This window comes from Shewanella sp. 2_MG-2023 (assembly GCF_030548905.1).
In the GTDB taxonomy this organism is placed as follows: domain Bacteria; phylum Pseudomonadota; class Gammaproteobacteria; order Enterobacterales; family Shewanellaceae; genus Shewanella; species Shewanella electrodiphila.
On record NZ_JAUOSO010000006.1, the window covers coordinates 167,967 to 183,170 of the forward strand.

20 protein-coding genes are annotated in these 15,204 nt (G+C 41.0%); 12 read left to right on the forward strand and 8 right to left on the reverse strand.

The annotated features are described in order from the left end of the window. Positions 1-785 precede the first annotated feature (785 nt). The 10 genes from Q4600_RS08265 (at position 786) to Q4600_RS08310 (ending at position 8,884) form a co-directional block, all read left to right on the forward strand. Complete coding sequence (locus Q4600_RS08265) at positions 786-1,223, forward strand: Rap1a/Tai family immunity protein (protein WP_303515183.1); 438 nt, start codon at positions 786-788, stop codon at positions 1,221-1,223. A gap of 136 nt (positions 1,224-1,359) precedes the next feature. Continuing rightward, the gene (locus Q4600_RS08270; RefSeq protein ID WP_102528296.1) at positions 1,360-1,860 is read left to right on the forward strand and encodes a Na+/H+ antiporter subunit E; all 501 of its coding nucleotides are present in this window, start codon (positions 1,360-1,362) and stop codon (positions 1,858-1,860) included. Continuing rightward, positions 1,860-2,156 carry a monovalent cation/H+ antiporter complex subunit F gene (locus Q4600_RS08275; RefSeq protein ID WP_102528295.1) on the forward strand — a complete coding sequence of 99 codons (297 nt, stop codon included), beginning with the start codon at positions 1,860-1,862 and terminating at the stop codon, positions 2,154-2,156. The genes Q4600_RS08270 and Q4600_RS08275 overlap by 1 nt, the downstream gene beginning before the upstream one ends. Further along, positions 2,153-2,494 carry a monovalent cation/H(+) antiporter subunit G gene (mnhG, locus tag Q4600_RS08280; RefSeq protein WP_102528294.1) on the forward strand — a complete coding sequence of 114 codons (342 nt, stop codon included), beginning with the start codon at positions 2,153-2,155 and terminating at the stop codon, positions 2,492-2,494. Before Q4600_RS08275 ends, mnhG begins: the two co-directional genes overlap by 4 nt. 17 nt (positions 2,495-2,511) lie before the next feature. Continuing rightward, the gene (locus tag Q4600_RS08285; RefSeq protein ID WP_303515331.1) at positions 2,512-3,546 is read left to right on the forward strand and encodes a Na(+)/H(+) antiporter subunit B; all 1,035 of its coding nucleotides are present in this window, start codon (positions 2,512-2,514) and stop codon (positions 3,544-3,546) included. Next, entirely contained in the window at positions 3,527-3,889 is a 363-nt protein-coding gene (locus tag Q4600_RS08290; protein ID WP_102528292.1) for a cation:proton antiporter subunit C, read from the forward strand. The genes Q4600_RS08285 and Q4600_RS08290 overlap by 20 nt, the downstream gene beginning before the upstream one ends. After that, positions 3,889-5,367, forward strand: a complete 1,479-nt coding sequence (locus Q4600_RS08295; RefSeq protein WP_102528291.1) for a monovalent cation/H+ antiporter subunit D family protein — start codon at positions 3,889-3,891, stop codon at positions 5,365-5,367. The genes Q4600_RS08290 and Q4600_RS08295 overlap by 1 nt, the downstream gene beginning before the upstream one ends. Next, the gene (locus Q4600_RS08300) at positions 5,364-6,854 is read left to right on the forward strand and encodes a monovalent cation/H+ antiporter subunit D family protein (protein WP_102528290.1); all 1,491 of its coding nucleotides are present in this window, start codon (positions 5,364-5,366) and stop codon (positions 6,852-6,854) included. Before Q4600_RS08295 ends, Q4600_RS08300 begins: the two co-directional genes overlap by 4 nt. Then, positions 6,844-7,194, forward strand: coding sequence for a hypothetical protein (locus Q4600_RS08305; RefSeq protein WP_229369151.1), 351 nt, complete (start codon positions 6,844-6,846; stop codon positions 7,192-7,194). Before Q4600_RS08300 ends, Q4600_RS08305 begins: the two co-directional genes overlap by 11 nt. Further along, positions 7,181-8,884 (forward strand): Na(+)/H(+) antiporter subunit D, encoded by a 1,704-nt coding sequence (locus Q4600_RS08310; protein ID WP_303515192.1) that lies wholly within the window; start codon positions 7,181-7,183, stop codon positions 8,882-8,884. Before Q4600_RS08305 ends, Q4600_RS08310 begins: the two co-directional genes overlap by 14 nt. A 137-nt stretch (positions 8,885-9,021) precedes the next feature. Here Q4600_RS08310 and Q4600_RS08315 read toward each other — a convergent pair whose 3' ends face one another. The 7 genes from Q4600_RS08315 to Q4600_RS08345 all read right to left on the reverse strand — a co-directional run bounded on the left by Q4600_RS08315 (position 9,022) and on the right by Q4600_RS08345 (position 13,668). Continuing rightward, positions 9,022-9,603 carry a deoxynucleoside kinase gene (locus tag Q4600_RS08315; protein WP_303515195.1) on the reverse strand — a complete coding sequence of 194 codons (582 nt, stop codon included), beginning with the start codon at positions 9,601-9,603 and terminating at the stop codon, positions 9,022-9,024. Next, a complete protein-coding gene (locus Q4600_RS08320; RefSeq protein WP_303515198.1) occupies positions 9,603-10,850 on the reverse strand; it encodes a radical SAM protein in 1,248 nt (415 codons plus the stop codon). The genes Q4600_RS08315 and Q4600_RS08320 overlap by 1 nt, the downstream gene beginning before the upstream one ends. A gap of 70 nt (positions 10,851-10,920) precedes the next feature. Then, complete coding sequence (locus Q4600_RS08325) at positions 10,921-11,055, reverse strand: hypothetical protein (protein WP_303515201.1); 135 nt, start codon at positions 11,053-11,055, stop codon at positions 10,921-10,923. A 46-nt stretch (positions 11,056-11,101) separates the two neighbouring features. Beyond that, on the reverse strand, positions 11,102-11,416 hold the full coding sequence (locus Q4600_RS08330; RefSeq protein WP_303515204.1) for a hypothetical protein: 315 nt from the start codon (positions 11,414-11,416) through the stop codon (positions 11,102-11,104). A 215-nt stretch (positions 11,417-11,631) separates the two neighbouring features. After that, the gene (locus Q4600_RS08335; RefSeq protein ID WP_303515207.1) at positions 11,632-12,306 is read right to left on the reverse strand and encodes a hypothetical protein; all 675 of its coding nucleotides are present in this window, start codon (positions 12,304-12,306) and stop codon (positions 11,632-11,634) included. Positions 12,307-12,308: 2 nt separating this feature from the next. Then, positions 12,309-12,785: a hypothetical protein gene (locus tag Q4600_RS08340; RefSeq protein WP_303515209.1), complete on the reverse strand. Its 477-nt coding sequence runs from the start codon at positions 12,783-12,785 to the stop codon at positions 12,309-12,311. Beyond that, on the reverse strand, positions 12,778-13,668 hold the full coding sequence (locus Q4600_RS08345; RefSeq protein ID WP_303515212.1) for a hypothetical protein: 891 nt from the start codon (positions 13,666-13,668) through the stop codon (positions 12,778-12,780). The genes Q4600_RS08340 and Q4600_RS08345 overlap by 8 nt, the downstream gene beginning before the upstream one ends. Positions 13,669-13,987: 319 nt before the next feature. On the opposite strand from Q4600_RS08345, the gene Q4600_RS08350 reads away from it, so the two are divergent. Both Q4600_RS08350 and Q4600_RS08355 read left to right on the forward strand, forming a co-directional pair. After that, on the forward strand, positions 13,988-14,284 hold the full coding sequence (locus Q4600_RS08350) for a hypothetical protein (RefSeq protein WP_303524381.1): 297 nt from the start codon (positions 13,988-13,990) through the stop codon (positions 14,282-14,284). A gap of 69 nt (positions 14,285-14,353) precedes the next feature. Beyond that, complete coding sequence (locus Q4600_RS08355) at positions 14,354-14,539, forward strand: hypothetical protein (protein WP_303515217.1); 186 nt, start codon at positions 14,354-14,356, stop codon at positions 14,537-14,539. Between the two features lie 42 nt (positions 14,540-14,581). Here the strand turns inward: Q4600_RS08355 and Q4600_RS08360 are convergent, their stop codons facing one another. Next, the gene (locus Q4600_RS08360; protein WP_303515220.1) at positions 14,582-15,148 is read right to left on the reverse strand and encodes a hypothetical protein; all 567 of its coding nucleotides are present in this window, start codon (positions 15,146-15,148) and stop codon (positions 14,582-14,584) included. Between the last annotated feature and the right edge of the window lie 56 nt (positions 15,149-15,204).

Genomic DNA, 15,204 nt, shown 5'->3' on the forward strand with positions numbered 1-15,204 from the left:
CCCTCAATTTAAACCCCTTAATCTAGAACCCCTAATCTAGAACCCTTAATTTAGAACCCTCAATTTAACGCCCTTAATCTAGAACTCTCAATTTATAGCCCTTAATCTAGAACCCTCAATCTAGAACCCCTAATCTAGAACTCTCAATTTAGAGCCCGTAATCTAGAGCCCGTAATCTAGAGCCCGTAATCTAGAGCCCGTAATTTAGAGCCCTCAATTTAGAGCTTTCAACTAAACCCTGATAAAACTTGCCGCAGAAAACGCCATTAAAACCTAAAAACAAGGCAACAACACACCTTAAAATCGTGAAACAGCACCTTAATTAACTGGCGTTTTAAACTAAAACTAGTTTAAAAGTAGCCTACAGCCTAGGCTCAGCAAGGACTTAGGTAAGTAACTGAAAAATTCCTTCATATAACGAAAAATATGCGACTTTACACTCACTTAGTATTTAAACTTAAATCATTTGTGTTATAAATAGATTGGCAGTGTAAATTAATTGTTTCCGCCAAGGCTTCATTTGTTAAGCCTTTGTTATAGTTACAGTGTTTTAGCAATTACTTTATTAGTTGAAAGCAGTCAGTATATCGATACCTATCCAGGTACAAATTTTAATAATACCTAACTGAATAAAATCGACGATAAAACACTGCCTTAAGCAAAGTCATTGATAGGTTAGCAAGCGACTAACAGCCTGCACCTGAAAACTTGCTGTTGCTAACATTGATAAATTTTAGTTTTGCTAATGTTTATCTGTGATTAAGCCATTATAAAAAGGGGGCTACATGAAGATCATCCAACTCTTAGCGCTATTATTACTATCTTTCTCGTTACCAGCATCTGCAAATACCGATAAAAATGAAGCACAATTAGTACTTTCATCTTGCATGTCGTTAAAAAATGCGCCGTCTGACAGCTCAACTAAAGCCTGTACTTATTACATTCAGGGATTTCTCGCAGGCGCTTTAAATACGAGTTACCAATATAAGATTAGAGAAAGTGCTGGCGGTTTTTCAGATCGAGCCTACCAAACCCGAGTCGGTAACGAGACGTCAATAAAGCAAATCACCGAAGTGTGTATCCCAACAAAAGCAACCCGTGATCAGCTGATTGAACGCATAGTCGGCCGAACTGTTGAACAACTCCCAGCCTCTGCCGACTCTTTACAGTTGTTGCACAGCAAAATTTATCAGGCGTTATCAGCAGAATTACCATGTGAATAAAATATTGAACAGGCTATATGAAGCCAATGATCAACTTAGCACTGCATCGACTTGAATAGTTCGTTGTCATAAAACTCAATCATTTTTGAGTCGCTAAGTTTACACAGTCCTTAATTAACACGAAGTATTCGAGAATATGACACAAGAAAAGAAAAGCAGCTTTTTTCCGAGCCATAGGCTTATTCTGTTATTAACCTTAGCCCTATTTTGGTGGATAAACTCCAACTACAGTAACCCGTTGTTACTGTCATTAGGGGCAGCTTCGATCATGCTGGTGCTCTATATCGCCCAGAAAATGGATGTTATCGACCACGAATCTCATCCGATTAGTCTGTCGGTCAATATGGCAACCTACCTATTGTGGCTATCAAAAGAGGTCGTGTTATCCAACATCAGTGTGGTTAAACATATTTGGTTGGGTAACAGCAGCATCTCGCCAACTCTGGCCACCATAGATACACGCCAGTGCACTGACATTAATAAAGTTATCTACGCCAACTCAATCACCTTAACGCCAGGGACTGTCGCCATAGACTTAATTGATGATCAACTCACTGTTCATGCTTTACATAAGGATGATATCGATACATTAAAAACCGGCGATATGGATCGCCGGGTAAGGGAGCTCGAAAACTAATGTTAGCTGCCGCTACTATCGCAATTCTTGTCGTCATGCTGTTAGCGATCATTCGCTGCATTGTCGGCCCAACTCTTTACGATCGCATCCTCGCTTTCAATATGTTTGGCACCAAATCAATCCTATTGATATCTGTATTGGGCTTTTTAATGGGCCGTCCAGAGTTTCTCGACATCGCCCTTGTATACGCCTTGATTAACTTTATCAGTGTGATTGGGGTATTACGCTACTCTGACTCAGCAGAATTTAAAGTAGCTCCTTATAAGCCTCATTCAACCAAGGAGGGTGAAGAATGAACCTCGTAATCGAAATTATCAGCGGTTTAAGCCTGCTAATTGGTTGCTTCCTTTGCTTATCTGGTGGCGTTGGGATGTTGCGATTTCCAGATTTTTACACTCGCATGCATGCTGTGAGTGTCACCGATACTTTAGGCGCGTGTTTAGTGCTATTTGGGTTAATGCTACAAAGCCCCAATGGTTTAGTGCTGATTAAATTAATACTCATCTTATTGTGCACGCTATTTATCAACCCGTCTGCCAGCCATGCTTTAGCAAAAGCCGCATTACGTAATGGCTTATTACCGCTAGAAGGTAAGCCTGATAATCAGGGAGGGAACAAGCCATCGAAGCTTTAGTTGATATTGTACTACTGATATTTTTAGTCGTTATTGCCGTTGCAATCATATTCACAAGAAACCTATTAGCCGTGGTCATGTTAACTGGGATTTATGGCTTATTGTCTGCCTGTTTCTTTGTGGTGCTTGATGCTGTAGACGTCGCCTTTACCGAAGCATCTGTTGGTGCAGGTATCTCTGGCTTACTCATGTTAGCGGCCATCACCATAACAGGCCGAAAAGAGGCGCCAAAACGGCATAAACCCTTTCTGGCGCTATTTGTGGTGTTAGTCACTGGTAGCATGCTGATTTACGGCACTTTAGATATGCCTTATTTCGGTGATCCTGAGGCGCCTGTTCATCAACATGTTGCCCCTCGTTATATCCATGACTCGATGGAGGAAGTCGGTGTACCTAATATTGTGACTTCCGTTTTAGGTAGTTACCGTGCATTTGATACCTTAGGTGAAGTCGCCGTTATCTTTACTGCAGGCATTGGTGTGCTTTCTCTGTTATCACTGCCTCGTCGCCGTAAAAAAATCAAATCTGAAGAAGCCACAGAAGAACAAATGCATGAACGTCATATGGTGGTACGTATTGTCAGTAAAGCGCTCATCCCGTTCATCTTATTGTTTGCATTGTATGTGCAATTTCACGGTGACTTTGGCCCAGGTGGCGGATTCCAAGCGGGCGTTATTTTTGCTGCTGCAATTATTCTGTACACCATGCTATTTGGTTTAGATACCGCTAAAAAAGTATTCAACCCAGCCTTGATTCAACTGTTAGCCGCAGTTGGGTTGCTGCTTTACGCCTGTGTCGGGGTTGTGTCCATGCTCAATGGCGCTAACTTCTTAGACTACAACGTACTGGCTGATGATCCTGTTTCAGGTCAACACATTGGCATATTACTGATTGAATTAGGCGTAGGCATCACCGTTGCCTCAGTCATGTTGAGTATCTTCTTCAACTTTGATGGTCGCAGACAAGCTCAAGCTGAAATTCAAGCAGAGAAACAACAATCAGAACAAGAACAAAAACTAAAAGGGGAGCAGGATGTTTCTCGGACTCTATAACTATTGGATCGTCGTATTGTTGATGATGATTGGCTTTTATATCGTTATCGCCCACGGAAACTTGGTTAAAAAGCTAGTTGGACTCACCATTTTCCAAACCTCAGTGTTTATCTTTTATATCACCGTCGGCATGGTCGAGCGCGGTAGTGCGCCGATTATTGCTGAAGGGATCAGTGATTACTCTAACCCTCTTCCCCACGTGTTAATTCTTACCGCCATTGTGGTAGGTATTGCAACCACAGCACTTGGTTTAGCACTGGTCATCAGAATCAAAGAAGCCTATGGCTGTGTCGAAGAAGATGAGATCCAAAAACAAGATCAGCTCAGCGAGGATGAATCATAGTGTTAGCTCACCTGCCTATTTTACAAGTTGTGGTGCCGCTAATTGCAGCCCCGCTATGCTGGTTCTTAAACCGCTCTAAACTGGTGTGGATATTTGCCTTAATAGTCTGTGCTGCAACCTGCGTCAACAGCATATTACTGCTCATTGAAGTGATGAAGTCAGGCACGATTATCTATGAACTCGGGGGCTGGGAAGCACCTTGGGGAATTGAATATCGCATCGATAAGCTTAACGCCTTCTTACTGCTGATTATTTCCACCATTGGAACCGTGGTGTTGTTTGCCGCTAACACCAGCATACAAAAAGAACTCGACGAAGATCGCCACACCTTATTTTACAGTCTATACCTACTGTCATTAACTGGCATGTTCGGCATCGTCGCAACCGGTGATGCGTTTAATGTGTTTGTATTTTTAGAGATTTCTTCTCTATCTGCTTATGCCTTAATAGGTTTAGGTAGAGACAGACGCGCGCTATGGGCAGCCTACCAATACCTGATCATGGGCACCATCGGTGCGACCTTTATTTTGATTGGTATCGGCATGCTCTATCAAATGACGGGCACGTTAAACATGAGCGATCTGGCCACCCGATTAGTGGATGTTGGTCATACCCGAACAGTATTTGTTGCCTTCGCATTTTTGATCGTCGGCATTTGTTTGAAGCTAGCCCTATTCCCTTTACATCTGTGGCTACCAAATGCATACGCTTACGCGCCTTCGATAGTAACGGCATTTTTAGCCGCTACAGCAACTAAAGTCGCTGTATACCTGCTGATCCGTTTCACCTTTACCGTATTTGGGATTTCTTTCTCGTTCACCTCGTTGCCATTACAAAGCATTTTAATGGTGCTTGGACTTGTGGGGGTATTTGCCGCTTCTATCACTGCGATTTATCAGCAAAATGTGAAACATATCTTAGCTTACTCGAGCATCGCTCAAGTGGGGTATATGATCATCGGTTACTCGATAAATACCAGTACCGGGGTAATGGCAACCTTACTGCATTTGTTTAACCATGCATTAATGAAAGGTGCACTGTTTTTAGCATTAGGCGCAGTAATGTACCGAATTGGCAGCGTCCAGCTCAAACAGTTCCAAGGGCTAGGCCGAGAAATGCCATTGACCATGTCAGCCATTGTTATCGGTGGTCTCAGTTTGATTGGTGTGCCGTTAACCGTCGGCTTTGTCAGTAAATGGTATCTGCTTGTGGCTAGTGTTGAAGCTGGTATGTGGCCTGTTGCGGTACTTATCCTATTAGGGTCATTGCTGGCCATTGTGTATATCTGGCGCATTGTAGAAATGGCTTATTTCAAGCCGCCATTACCTGGTCGTGAAGCTGTTAAAGAGGCACCTTGGACTTTCCTTGTTCCAATCTGGATCCTCGTCTTCGCTAATATCTATTTCGGTATCGATACTCGCCTGAGTGTGCAAGTGGCACAGGCGGCTTCTCAAAGCTTGTTTGGAATAAACCCATGAATCCATCTTTAGCGCTGATGTTACAGCTAACTATCCTATTACCGCTGCTGGCAACCTTTGCAATAGCTGCAACAGGAAAGAAACCTAACCTACGTGAGGCTGTCACTATCAGTACCAGTCTTGTGGTACTTTATTGCGTGATAAACCTCTATCAAGCGCTCAACGCTGGCACCAGCATTGAGGTCTCATGGTGGGAGCTTATGCCAGGTTTAGAGGTAAGCTTTGTAGTAGAACCTCTAGGCATGTTATTCGCATTAATTGCCAGTTTTCTTTGGTTAATCACGACCATTTATGCCATTGGTTATATGCGTGGTCATGAAGAAGAAAACCAAACCCGCTTTTACATCTGTTTTGCTTTAGCGATTAGTGCGGTCATGGGCCTCGCCTTTTCTGCTAACCTATTTACCCTATTCGTGTTTTACGAAGTACTCACACTGTCTACCTACCCGCTAGTGACTCATGCGGGTACAGATAAAGCTAAAAAAGGGGGTCGGGTTTACCTTGGCATCTTGCTTAGTACCTCTGTGGCCTTTTTCCTATTAGCCATCATCTTAACTTGGTTTGTTAGTGGCACCCTCGAATTTACCGCTGGCGGTGTATTTGATGCCAATGTGAATACCACAGTAGCGGGCGCTATATTAGTCCTGTTTATATTTGGTATTGGTAAGGCGGCGATGATGCCATTTCACCGCTGGTTACCTGCCGCAATGGTCGCGCCAACGCCTGTCAGTGCACTTTTACATGCCGTGGCGGTGGTAAAGGCTGGGGTGTTTACAGTATTAAAGGTGTGTATCTTCATTTTTGGTCTCGATTTACTGCCACAGTTACCAACTACAGAATTTTTGCTTTATTTAGCGACTTTCTCTGTGGTGATGGCCTCGATTGTGGCCATGCGACAAGATAATTTAAAAGCAAGATTGGCTTACTCTACGATAAGTCAGCTGGGCTACATCACCATCGGTGCCCTGCTGGCCACATCATCAGGTGTTATCGGTAGCTCAATGCATATCGCCTCCCATGCCTTTGGCAAAATTACCCTGTTCTTTTGTGCCGGAGCCATTTTGGTAGCTAGCCATAAATCTAAGGTAAGTGAGCTACGCGGACTTGGCTATACCATGCCAATCACCATGGCCGCATTTTTCATTGCTAGCCTTAGCATTATTGGCGTTCCACCAGCTGGAGGAACATGGAGTAAATGGTTCCTATTAATGGGCACTATTGAAACCGGCTATTGGGTTGTCATGGTTGCCTTAATGCTCAGTTCGCTACTTAATATCGCTTACCTTCTGCCAATTCCTTACCATGCCTTTTTCCCAGGTAAAGGATTTAAGCCGTCAAATAACGGTATTAAAGAAGCCCCTATGCCATCTTTAATTGCAATAGTTATCACATCCTTAGGCTGCTTGATTATGTTCATTCATCCACAGCCCTTTTATGAATTGGCGAAAGCTATTTTGACTGTATCTGGAGTCAACCATGGACAATGAGAAGCAGTACCTCTTTGATAAACCCAAAAACATCCAGCGGATTTTATACCTGTTATACACCTGCTGTGCATTGTTAGTGGTACTTGATTTTGTCATTCATCGCCATGTTTACCATAGCTGGGAAAACCTACCTGCTTTTTACCCAATTTATGGCTTTGTCGGTTGTGTGATCCTTGTTGTGGTCGCCAGTTGGATGCGCAGCTTTTTGATGCGTCCAGAAGATTATTATGGGCCCGTTGAAGAGCTTGATAATAGCAAAATTGAAATAGTCGACGTCAGCGATGGCCACGCCAAAGAAGCTAACAATAACAATAAAGGTGATCGCAATGTGGATGCTTGAGTTACCGCCGTTTGTGCTGTTTATCATTGGCGGATTGATTGCTGCTACAACTCGTGGAAAGTTGCGCGGTGCCTTGATGATAGCGATCCCAGTGATCAGCGGATTGCATTTGTGGACGGTGCCAGAAGGCGTCCATTTGCAATTGATGTTTTTAGACTATGAATTAGTCCCTTATCGCGCAGATAAATTAAGTCTGATGTTTGGCTATATTTTCCATATTGCCGCATTTATTGGCATCGTCTACTCATTACACGTTAAAGATACAGTGCAACAAGTTGCCGCTATGCTATACGCAGGTAGTGCCATTGGCGCCGTATTTGCGGGTGACTTGTTAACCCTATTCGTGTTTTGGGAGCTACTCGCCTTTACCTCTGTATTTCTAGTGTGGGCCCGCCGTACTCCAGCAGCATATAGCGCGGGGATGCGCTACCTCATCATGCAGGTACTCTCTGGGGTTATTCTGTTAGTTGGCGCGCTATTTTATATCAACGAGACAGGTAGTATTGCCTTTGACTATATCGGTTTAAATGGCATTGCTGGCTGGCTTATCTTTATCGCCTTTGGCATTAAGTGTGCGTTTCCTTTTGCGCATACTTGGCTTACCGACGCATACCCAGAAGCAACACCAACCGGTACTGTTTTACTCAGCGCCTTTACCACCAAGGTTGCAGTTTATGCCCTTGCTCGTGCCTACCCTGGCACAGAAATACTGATTTATATCGGCGCGGCAATGACCTGTTTTCCTATCTTCTTTGCAGTGATCGAAAACGATCTTCGTCGAGTGTTAGCCTACAGCTTGATAAACCAAGTGGGCTTTATGGTAGTCGGGATCGGTATCGGGACTTCCCTTGCATTAAATGGCGCAGTGTCTCATGCGTTTAATGATGTGATCTTTAAAGGCTTGCTGTTTATGAGTATGGGCGCCGTACTGCATATGACTGGCCGAATAAATGGCTCCGATCTCGGCGGTCTCTATAAGACGATGCCCAAAACCACAATATTATGTATTGTCGGAGCGGCCTCTATCTCTGCATTCCCACTGTTTAGCGGCTTTGTGAGTAAATCAATGGTAATGTCTGCAGCGATGGAGACTGGTCATGACTGGGTTTGGTTAATGCTACTGTTTGCCTCGGCGGGTGTATTCCACCACGCAGGTATTAAAATCCCTTACTTTGCCTTCTTCGCCCATGACTCGGGTATTCGAGCCAATGACCCACCAGTCAACATGTTAACAGCGATGTTCATTGCCGCTTGTCTATGTATTGGTATTGGTATTTACCCAGCAGCGCTTTACTCTCTGCTACCTTACGATACGGGCTATAACCCATATGACGCGACCCATGTACTGGCTCAGACTCAGTTATTACTGTTCTCAGCATTAGCGTTCGTTTGGTTGAATTTAAAAGGGATGTATCCACCTGAGCTACGCTCTACTCACCTTGATGTAGATTGGGTATACAGGCGCTTAGTACCTAATGCACTACAACGCGTATTTGCAGTCATTTGGAAAGTGGATGGCGATATTCGTCAATCAGTACGAGGCAAGTTAGACCAATGCCAGAAGTTTTTATCTCGCCAGAATAAAGGCGGTGCAGGAAGCTTTATCTCCAGTGATTACCCATCAGGTAACATGGTGCTGTGGGTCGCAGTGATTTTGGCAACTTACTTGTTTATTGGCTTTGTGAGCTAGAAGGCTCAGTTAGAAAAGTAGTATCTAGAAACAAGTTAGCCCGTTTGCTAATGACTTTAGCAAATAGGCTAGCTTTTAAAACATGAAGATTAGTGAAGTTAACTCTACAGAAATAAATAGAATTTAATGACTCTTATTTATTTTTTGAACTCTTTAAGAAGTTTACAGATATGCAGCACAAGCTCATTTACATTTTTGTTTGCATCAACACTTAAGAAGCAGCCTGTTACTTCATCAATTGAGTAATCTGAATATAGTTGACGGAGCTCATCATCTGCTTTTTCTGAAAGTGTTAAATTATCTTCCGAATTTGAGTCATTTCTCTCAATTAGACGATTCTCTCTTTGCGCTAATGATAACTCCAGATATATGGTTACGTCAGGTTTAAGTAAACTTTTTTTCAGCTCTAAAAGTTCAAAGTGATTGCCTTCACTTTTCCAATGATGATAAACCTGAGTTGATAACCAATAGCGATCAACGACTACACTCTTGCCATCCTTAATCAACTGACGAATATCTTCTGCAATACTCACTACCGTTGAAGTATAAAACAACTGCCTAGCTTGATGATTATCTCTGAAAATGTCATCTAATTCATTGCGAACATTCCTGAACTTATCACCTGGAGTAGACAGTAATTCAGTGTTTAGCGCTTCTGCAAGTGCTGCTGAAATAGTTGATTTTCCTACACCGTCCAATCCTTCAATTACAATAAACATTATGATGCGGCCTCGCTTATTGTAAGATTGTTAGCCATGATGTGCATTAAATTCCACTCAGCACGAGTGAAGCTGTAACATTCTACAACATGAGGAATGCCACTCTCATCGATGACACCTTCGACAATTCTATGCAGTTGCTTATCTTCAGCAAGCTTAGTCCCTTCTAACACCATTAACGGAAAAGCTTTAATTTCGTCCACATTACGTTCCTGCAAATAGTTAATGCTGTACTTAAAACTTGTCGGCGTTTGGCCTGGCAAACCATAAATAAGGCTTACTTCAAAAGATTGATTCCAGTGTTGTAAAAGCTTGATTGCTTTATCGACCTTACCCATGGAGTTTCCACGTTCAATGACTACGGACTCACTTTTTACAGCAGTTTGTAAACCAAACTCTAAATGCACATTGAGTTGAGCACAAAGCTTTAGGAATTCCTCACTAACTCGCTCGAAACGAACTTGAAGCGATAACAAAGCTGTTAAACCAATATCGATAGCATATTGAAGAATCTCAACATGATTAGGTTCGTTATTAAAAATTGGGTCAAGAACATTGATCTTTTTCACAGCCATTTTTCTAAACAAATCTAGCTCTGCTTTAACTTTGTTCATTCCAAGCTGGTGCAACCCTTTATCTTTAAGATCACGGTGAGCGCAAAAATTGCATTTAAATACGCACCCTCGGCGAGTTTCCCAATGGAGCATTTTTTGCCCTCGCTCAAGTACAATAGAACCATCTAAATAGGGTGATGGCAAAGTTTCGAAGTCCACTGCGGTCTCAATGATTCGACTTAAAAATGGTCGTTCTTTAATAATCGCTTCAGGTAAGGATGCTTCAGCATACCCCGGAATATAAAAGTCACCGCTAGGATACAAATGCTTGCATGTTTTCTTATTAATTTGATAACCACCCAAAATCACTTTACCTTTAAAACCTTGTAATCGACACATTCTAATAATCGGTTCCACAAGGTCAGAACTCCACACATAGCAAGCTAATACTAGGCTATCTAATTCATTTATAGGGGCCATTTGGTTAATCAAATCGACTATTGTGACGACTGATAACTGGCTTCCAGCTTTTTCTGTCATTGGAATTGCTAAATGGTCTATTTTGAATTTCTTTGCATACTCCACGTGAGCCTTACAAGCGGATATTAAGCTCCCTGCCGCAAATCCGGTTCCGCTTTTCCCCCGTTGTGTAAAATCGAATGTTACTAATAGCGCACTTTTTATCTTACTCATAACCTCAAAATTCCTATTTTGTATTAAAGCTCCCTCAGTCGATGAGGGAGCGCATACTTGCTATCCTTGCTTAGTTACTCTTTGGCTGCTTTTGCTTGCCACGATTACCTTGATTTTGGTCGTATTGACGGTTTGTGCCGTCTGTACCTTTATTAGCGTTTTTTTGATTAGATTGATTATCTTTAGGGTCAACTTTTTTAGACATTTTAGGTACCTTTAGTCAGTTAAATTTAGTTGCACTAATGAAATGATTAGCGCCTTCGTTTATTCACTAGAGTAGTAAAATACTGGCGAGGATATATCCCTGACGAAACCCACTCTTGACCATCGAAACCAATCAATAAACGAAATCCGTTGCTCACACGCATACGGTATAACTTGGGTAAGCAACGAAGCTTTTTCGCCCCCAGTGACTGTGGGTGGCAACCACCTGACAATTGCATATCAATATCAATCTGCTTTTTTAAGACCGAATTAGGAATAGTCCCCTTAAAACATTTAGCATTAGATTTAACACGATGCGATGAAGTAGTATTACTAAGGTATTTTTTAAAAGACTTAAGCATCTTCATTCCCCCTTAACTGGTTTATAAGTTGAGCAGGTTTTGGTTGTTAATTGATGCTTAATCATTTGATCTTTTTGACTTAGGCGTTTTGCATTAAATAGGCAAAATAAAATTAGCTGATACATATAATTCTCCTAATAATCAACACACCATTTGTGCTGACTTCAGAATCAAGTATCAAACTGTGAATTTCACAAAAAAGCCTTTATGAGAAATTAATTGTACTTATTTAGTAATTCGTAAAACTCCTCATACTCTTGACGTTTTACTTGATAAAGTTGTGACAACCACAGCCTATCAACACTGATGAATTCATTAGGGAATTCTTCTAAAACTTGCCCTAGCTCTGAAAATTGATTGGTCAATACTGCCTTTATTGCTCTGTCATAAACAGAAGGCTCATTATCGGTTGTGATGCTTTTAGCAATAAGCTCTACTGAACTAAACTGACCATTTCTGAATGGATAAGGCACCTCATCCTTCTCCCAATCGATATCATCTCTTGCAAAAAACTCGCTTAACACTGATATGTTAGATTCTAATGCTTGATACAGAACCTTTTTTGCTCTCCATTCCGCACTAAATTGCTCTATAATTTCATGGCTAGCTAGCCCACCACTCAAACAACCACCAACGAGCTTGTAATCGTTGAAAAGAGTATCGAGGATTACTAGGTTTCTTATAAAAGTGGTTTGCCCTGTTCGGACAGAATGAGAACAGTATTGAACCGACTCTGATTCAAATTCAGTCTCATCTCTCAGTACTTTCTTCAGGGAGTCAATTTTTACATACTGATTAAGCCGGTTACGAAGTCGTTCTGGCAAAAGTTTTTGCTCAATTCCCAGTGCTCTTGAAGCTACAGCTGCTATGCTATTTCCTTTTTTAGCCATAATTAATAACCGTTACAATCAAAATGATCGGCAATGTAATTTATAGCACCTTGTGAACTTAACCCATTAATGCTCTTCGCAACTCTCAGGTAGCTAATCTGGTAACTTCGGTCACATTCAAAAGCAACTTTATATATAGCTCCAACGCACATGCCTGCATGCATAGCTTCTGATAATGATGTACTTAAAAAGGAAAGCAAAGCCTCTTTTTTTTCTACAAACTCAACACACGATTTTGGTAAGTCACTAAAACTCTCAAACGAAAATTTATCATAACCCCAGTAACTTACCTTAGTACTCTCAAAACCAATGCATTGACCAGCCATAAATGCCTCAACGGGTGATGTAGATAATGAATTGGCCAACCATGCACTTTTTTGTTCGTCCCGCTCATTACATGCAGCAACTACATCTACTTCAACTGCAAAGACTGAGGAACAATAAACTATAATAAGTATTGTCATTAATAACTTATACATTTGTTCCTCCCTCAGAATCTTTACTTTTTCCAGTAATGCCAACTTCAAGCTCTTGGCTTCCCCCATTCCCAATTGATTTTCCATTATTACGGGAGTGACCCCAAACAACAAACAAGAAGACGACTAAGCCACAAAGAATAAAATCATCTCGCCAGTACTGATTAACTTTTGAAGCAATGAAAAAAGGTAAAAAAACAAAAAGTAACGCATATAAGGCTGTTATTAGCGAACATATACTGAAATAGCTCACCAAAAAACGAAATGGTGTTAAGGCTGTTATCTTATATTTCTGGGTTCTTTTTCTGACAATCGAATAAATATTAATGAGAGATAATGTAATCAAAACAAACACATAATGGTTTTTTTGTGTGACAGCAAAGGCACCTAACAAAATAGAAGCCGACCAGAATGCACTTACAAGTAATAAGATAAAATGGAAAAGCGTAAAGTGCCACGGGATAGATTTTTTTTGTTGTGCAATATGTTTTGCACGCGAAAAAAAATAAAATTTGGCGGAGATAGCTTGCTCTTGAGCTTTTCGTTGCTCGTAAGTTTCAGTTAAAAACTTCAAAGAAATGAAATGAGCTGATTTGTACTTTTCAAAACCTTTAGGAGATAAAGTAAAATCACTATCTTGCTCAAGTAACTCTTCAGTCTTATTAAGGTAGTTTAAGCTCATAACTACTTCAGGAGTAATACCATTTAATCTAACAAGCTTAGGGTCGCTGTAATCAGATATCCCCAACTGTTGTAATAAGTAACCTTGATTATCCCTCCAAACCTTCATGAGTTTTACTTGAGTCAATGAGTAATCGTCATTTGAAGCTGCATAATCTTGTTCTTGCCTACTCTCGCAACCTGATTTTTTAACGGTAGAATCCATTCTAAGCCTTATATTGCTACCTAATAATAAACATCAACACATTACCAAATTCAGTTAACAATTTAAATAACCATTTGTATATTATAGAGTTATAATATAATAACTGCTTCGTTATGAGATAAAAATTAATCTCACTCTGGCCATTTATTTTCAATTCAAGGATGAATAATGATTTCAAATATCTTATTTTAACATTGGAATTTACCCAGCAGCGCTTTACTCTCTGCTACCTTACGATACGGGCTATAACCCATATGACGCGACCCATGTACTGGCTCAGACTCAGTTATTACTGTTCTCAGCATTAGCGTTCGTTTGGTTGAATTTAAAAGGGATGTATCCACCTGAGCTACGCTCTACTCACCTTGATGTAGATTGGGTATACAGGCGCTTAGTGCCTAATGCACTACAACGCGTTTTTGCTGTCATTTGGAAAGTGGATGGCGATATTCGTCAATCAGTACGAGGCAAGTTAGACCAATGTCAGAAGTTTTTATCTCGCCAGAATAAAGGCGGTGCAGGAAGCTTTATCTCCAGTGATTACCCATCAGGTAATATGGTGCTGTGGGTCGCAGTGATTTTGGCAACTTACTTGTTTATAGGCTTTGTGAACTAAGCATTGTAGTGGCATAGCCAATCAAGAAGTCACATGTACCTTTGTAAATAAGGTAATAGCAAACAGACAATGACTAAAAGGCTAGACCCGAATGGGTCTAGCCTTTTCTATTTAGGTTATGGTTATGGTTATGGTTATGGTTATGGTTATGGTTATAAAAAGTCTGCTGATCGTTTGTTGAAAACACAAACAACGGAGCAGATAAATTTACCTGTAGACTATGAAAACCTGTTTATTTCAACGGCACAAATATGAACAGTTTGCTCTTTCTAATTAGCCAGACCTTTGATGGAATTATCAATTAAACTTTCGCTGAAAATCATCTAATAATTGCTGTTGTTGTTTCAACACCATTTCAACTGAGACTTCTGTTCCAGTACTATATTGTTGCTCAAACCAATCTAAAAGATCGATACGAACTTGGTAACCTTCTTTAATACAAAACTGCTCGTTTAACACCATGACTTGAGGGGCACCAAAAGACGCTCCAGAATACCAACCACACTTGCTATAACCATGTGTTTCGAGTTTGTCAGAGAGTTGTAGTGAAAAAATAAACCAAGTCATTAGAAATAATGGAAAACTAGCAATAATGATGACAAGCCCTGTCTTCTGACGCTTCGCTGTCATCTTATTTAATAAGCGTAAAGCAATCCCAGCAATGAGTACCATCAACGCAGGAACCATAACCAATAATGCTGGGGTTGAGGGCCTAACCTTAACTAAGGCCGCCCCTTCCTCAATACGGTTTAACATGCTTATTTCTTGAATCAATCCGTAAAAATAACCAAGGATAAATAGCAGTAATACTGTAATGAAGAATAGGCCTTGCTTAGGGCTAATTCTGATTTCACTTTCTTTCAATGTTTTAGCACCCGAAAGGGAACTCCTCATATTTGCAAAGCAAAAAAAACGTAGAA

Excerpts from the sequence above, each read along its gene's own strand:
- Q4600_RS08300 (WP_102528290.1), top strand. The coding sequence starts at position 5,364 with ATGAATCCATCTTTAGCGCTGATGTTACAGCTAACTATCCTATTACCG.
- Q4600_RS08275 (WP_102528295.1), top strand. The coding sequence starts at position 1,860 with ATGTTAGCTGCCGCTACTATCGCAATTCTTGTCGTCATGCTGTTAGCG.
- Q4600_RS08355 (WP_303515217.1), top strand. The coding sequence starts at position 14,354 with ATGACTAAAAGGCTAGACCCGAATGGGTCTAGCCTTTTCTATTTAGGT.
- Q4600_RS08335 (WP_303515207.1), bottom strand. The coding sequence starts at position 12,306 with ATGGCTAAAAAAGGAAATAGCATAGCAGCTGTAGCTTCAAGAGCACTG.
- Q4600_RS08310 (WP_303515192.1), top strand. The coding sequence starts at position 7,181 with ATGTGGATGCTTGAGTTACCGCCGTTTGTGCTGTTTATCATTGGCGGA.
- Q4600_RS08325 (WP_303515201.1), bottom strand. The coding sequence starts at position 11,055 with ATGTCTAAAAAAGTTGACCCTAAAGATAATCAATCTAATCAAAAAAAC.
- Q4600_RS08290 (WP_102528292.1), top strand. The coding sequence starts at position 3,527 with ATGTTTCTCGGACTCTATAACTATTGGATCGTCGTATTGTTGATGATG.
- Q4600_RS08320 (WP_303515198.1), bottom strand. The coding sequence starts at position 10,850 with ATGAGTAAGATAAAAAGTGCGCTATTAGTAACATTCGATTTTACACAA.
- Q4600_RS08265 (WP_303515183.1), top strand. The coding sequence starts at position 786 with ATGAAGATCATCCAACTCTTAGCGCTATTATTACTATCTTTCTCGTTA.
- Q4600_RS08345 (WP_303515212.1), bottom strand. The coding sequence starts at position 13,668 with ATGGATTCTACCGTTAAAAAATCAGGTTGCGAGAGTAGGCAAGAACAA.
- Q4600_RS08340 (WP_303515209.1), bottom strand. The coding sequence starts at position 12,785 with ATGTATAAGTTATTAATGACAATACTTATTATAGTTTATTGTTCCTCA.
- Q4600_RS08330 (WP_303515204.1), bottom strand. The coding sequence starts at position 11,416 with ATGCTTAAGTCTTTTAAAAAATACCTTAGTAATACTACTTCATCGCAT.
- Q4600_RS08270 (WP_102528296.1), top strand. The coding sequence starts at position 1,360 with ATGACACAAGAAAAGAAAAGCAGCTTTTTTCCGAGCCATAGGCTTATT.
- mnhG (WP_102528294.1), top strand. The coding sequence starts at position 2,153 with ATGAACCTCGTAATCGAAATTATCAGCGGTTTAAGCCTGCTAATTGGT.
- Q4600_RS08305 (WP_229369151.1), top strand. The coding sequence starts at position 6,844 with ATGGACAATGAGAAGCAGTACCTCTTTGATAAACCCAAAAACATCCAG.
- Q4600_RS08315 (WP_303515195.1), bottom strand. The coding sequence starts at position 9,603 with ATGTTTATTGTAATTGAAGGATTGGACGGTGTAGGAAAATCAACTATT.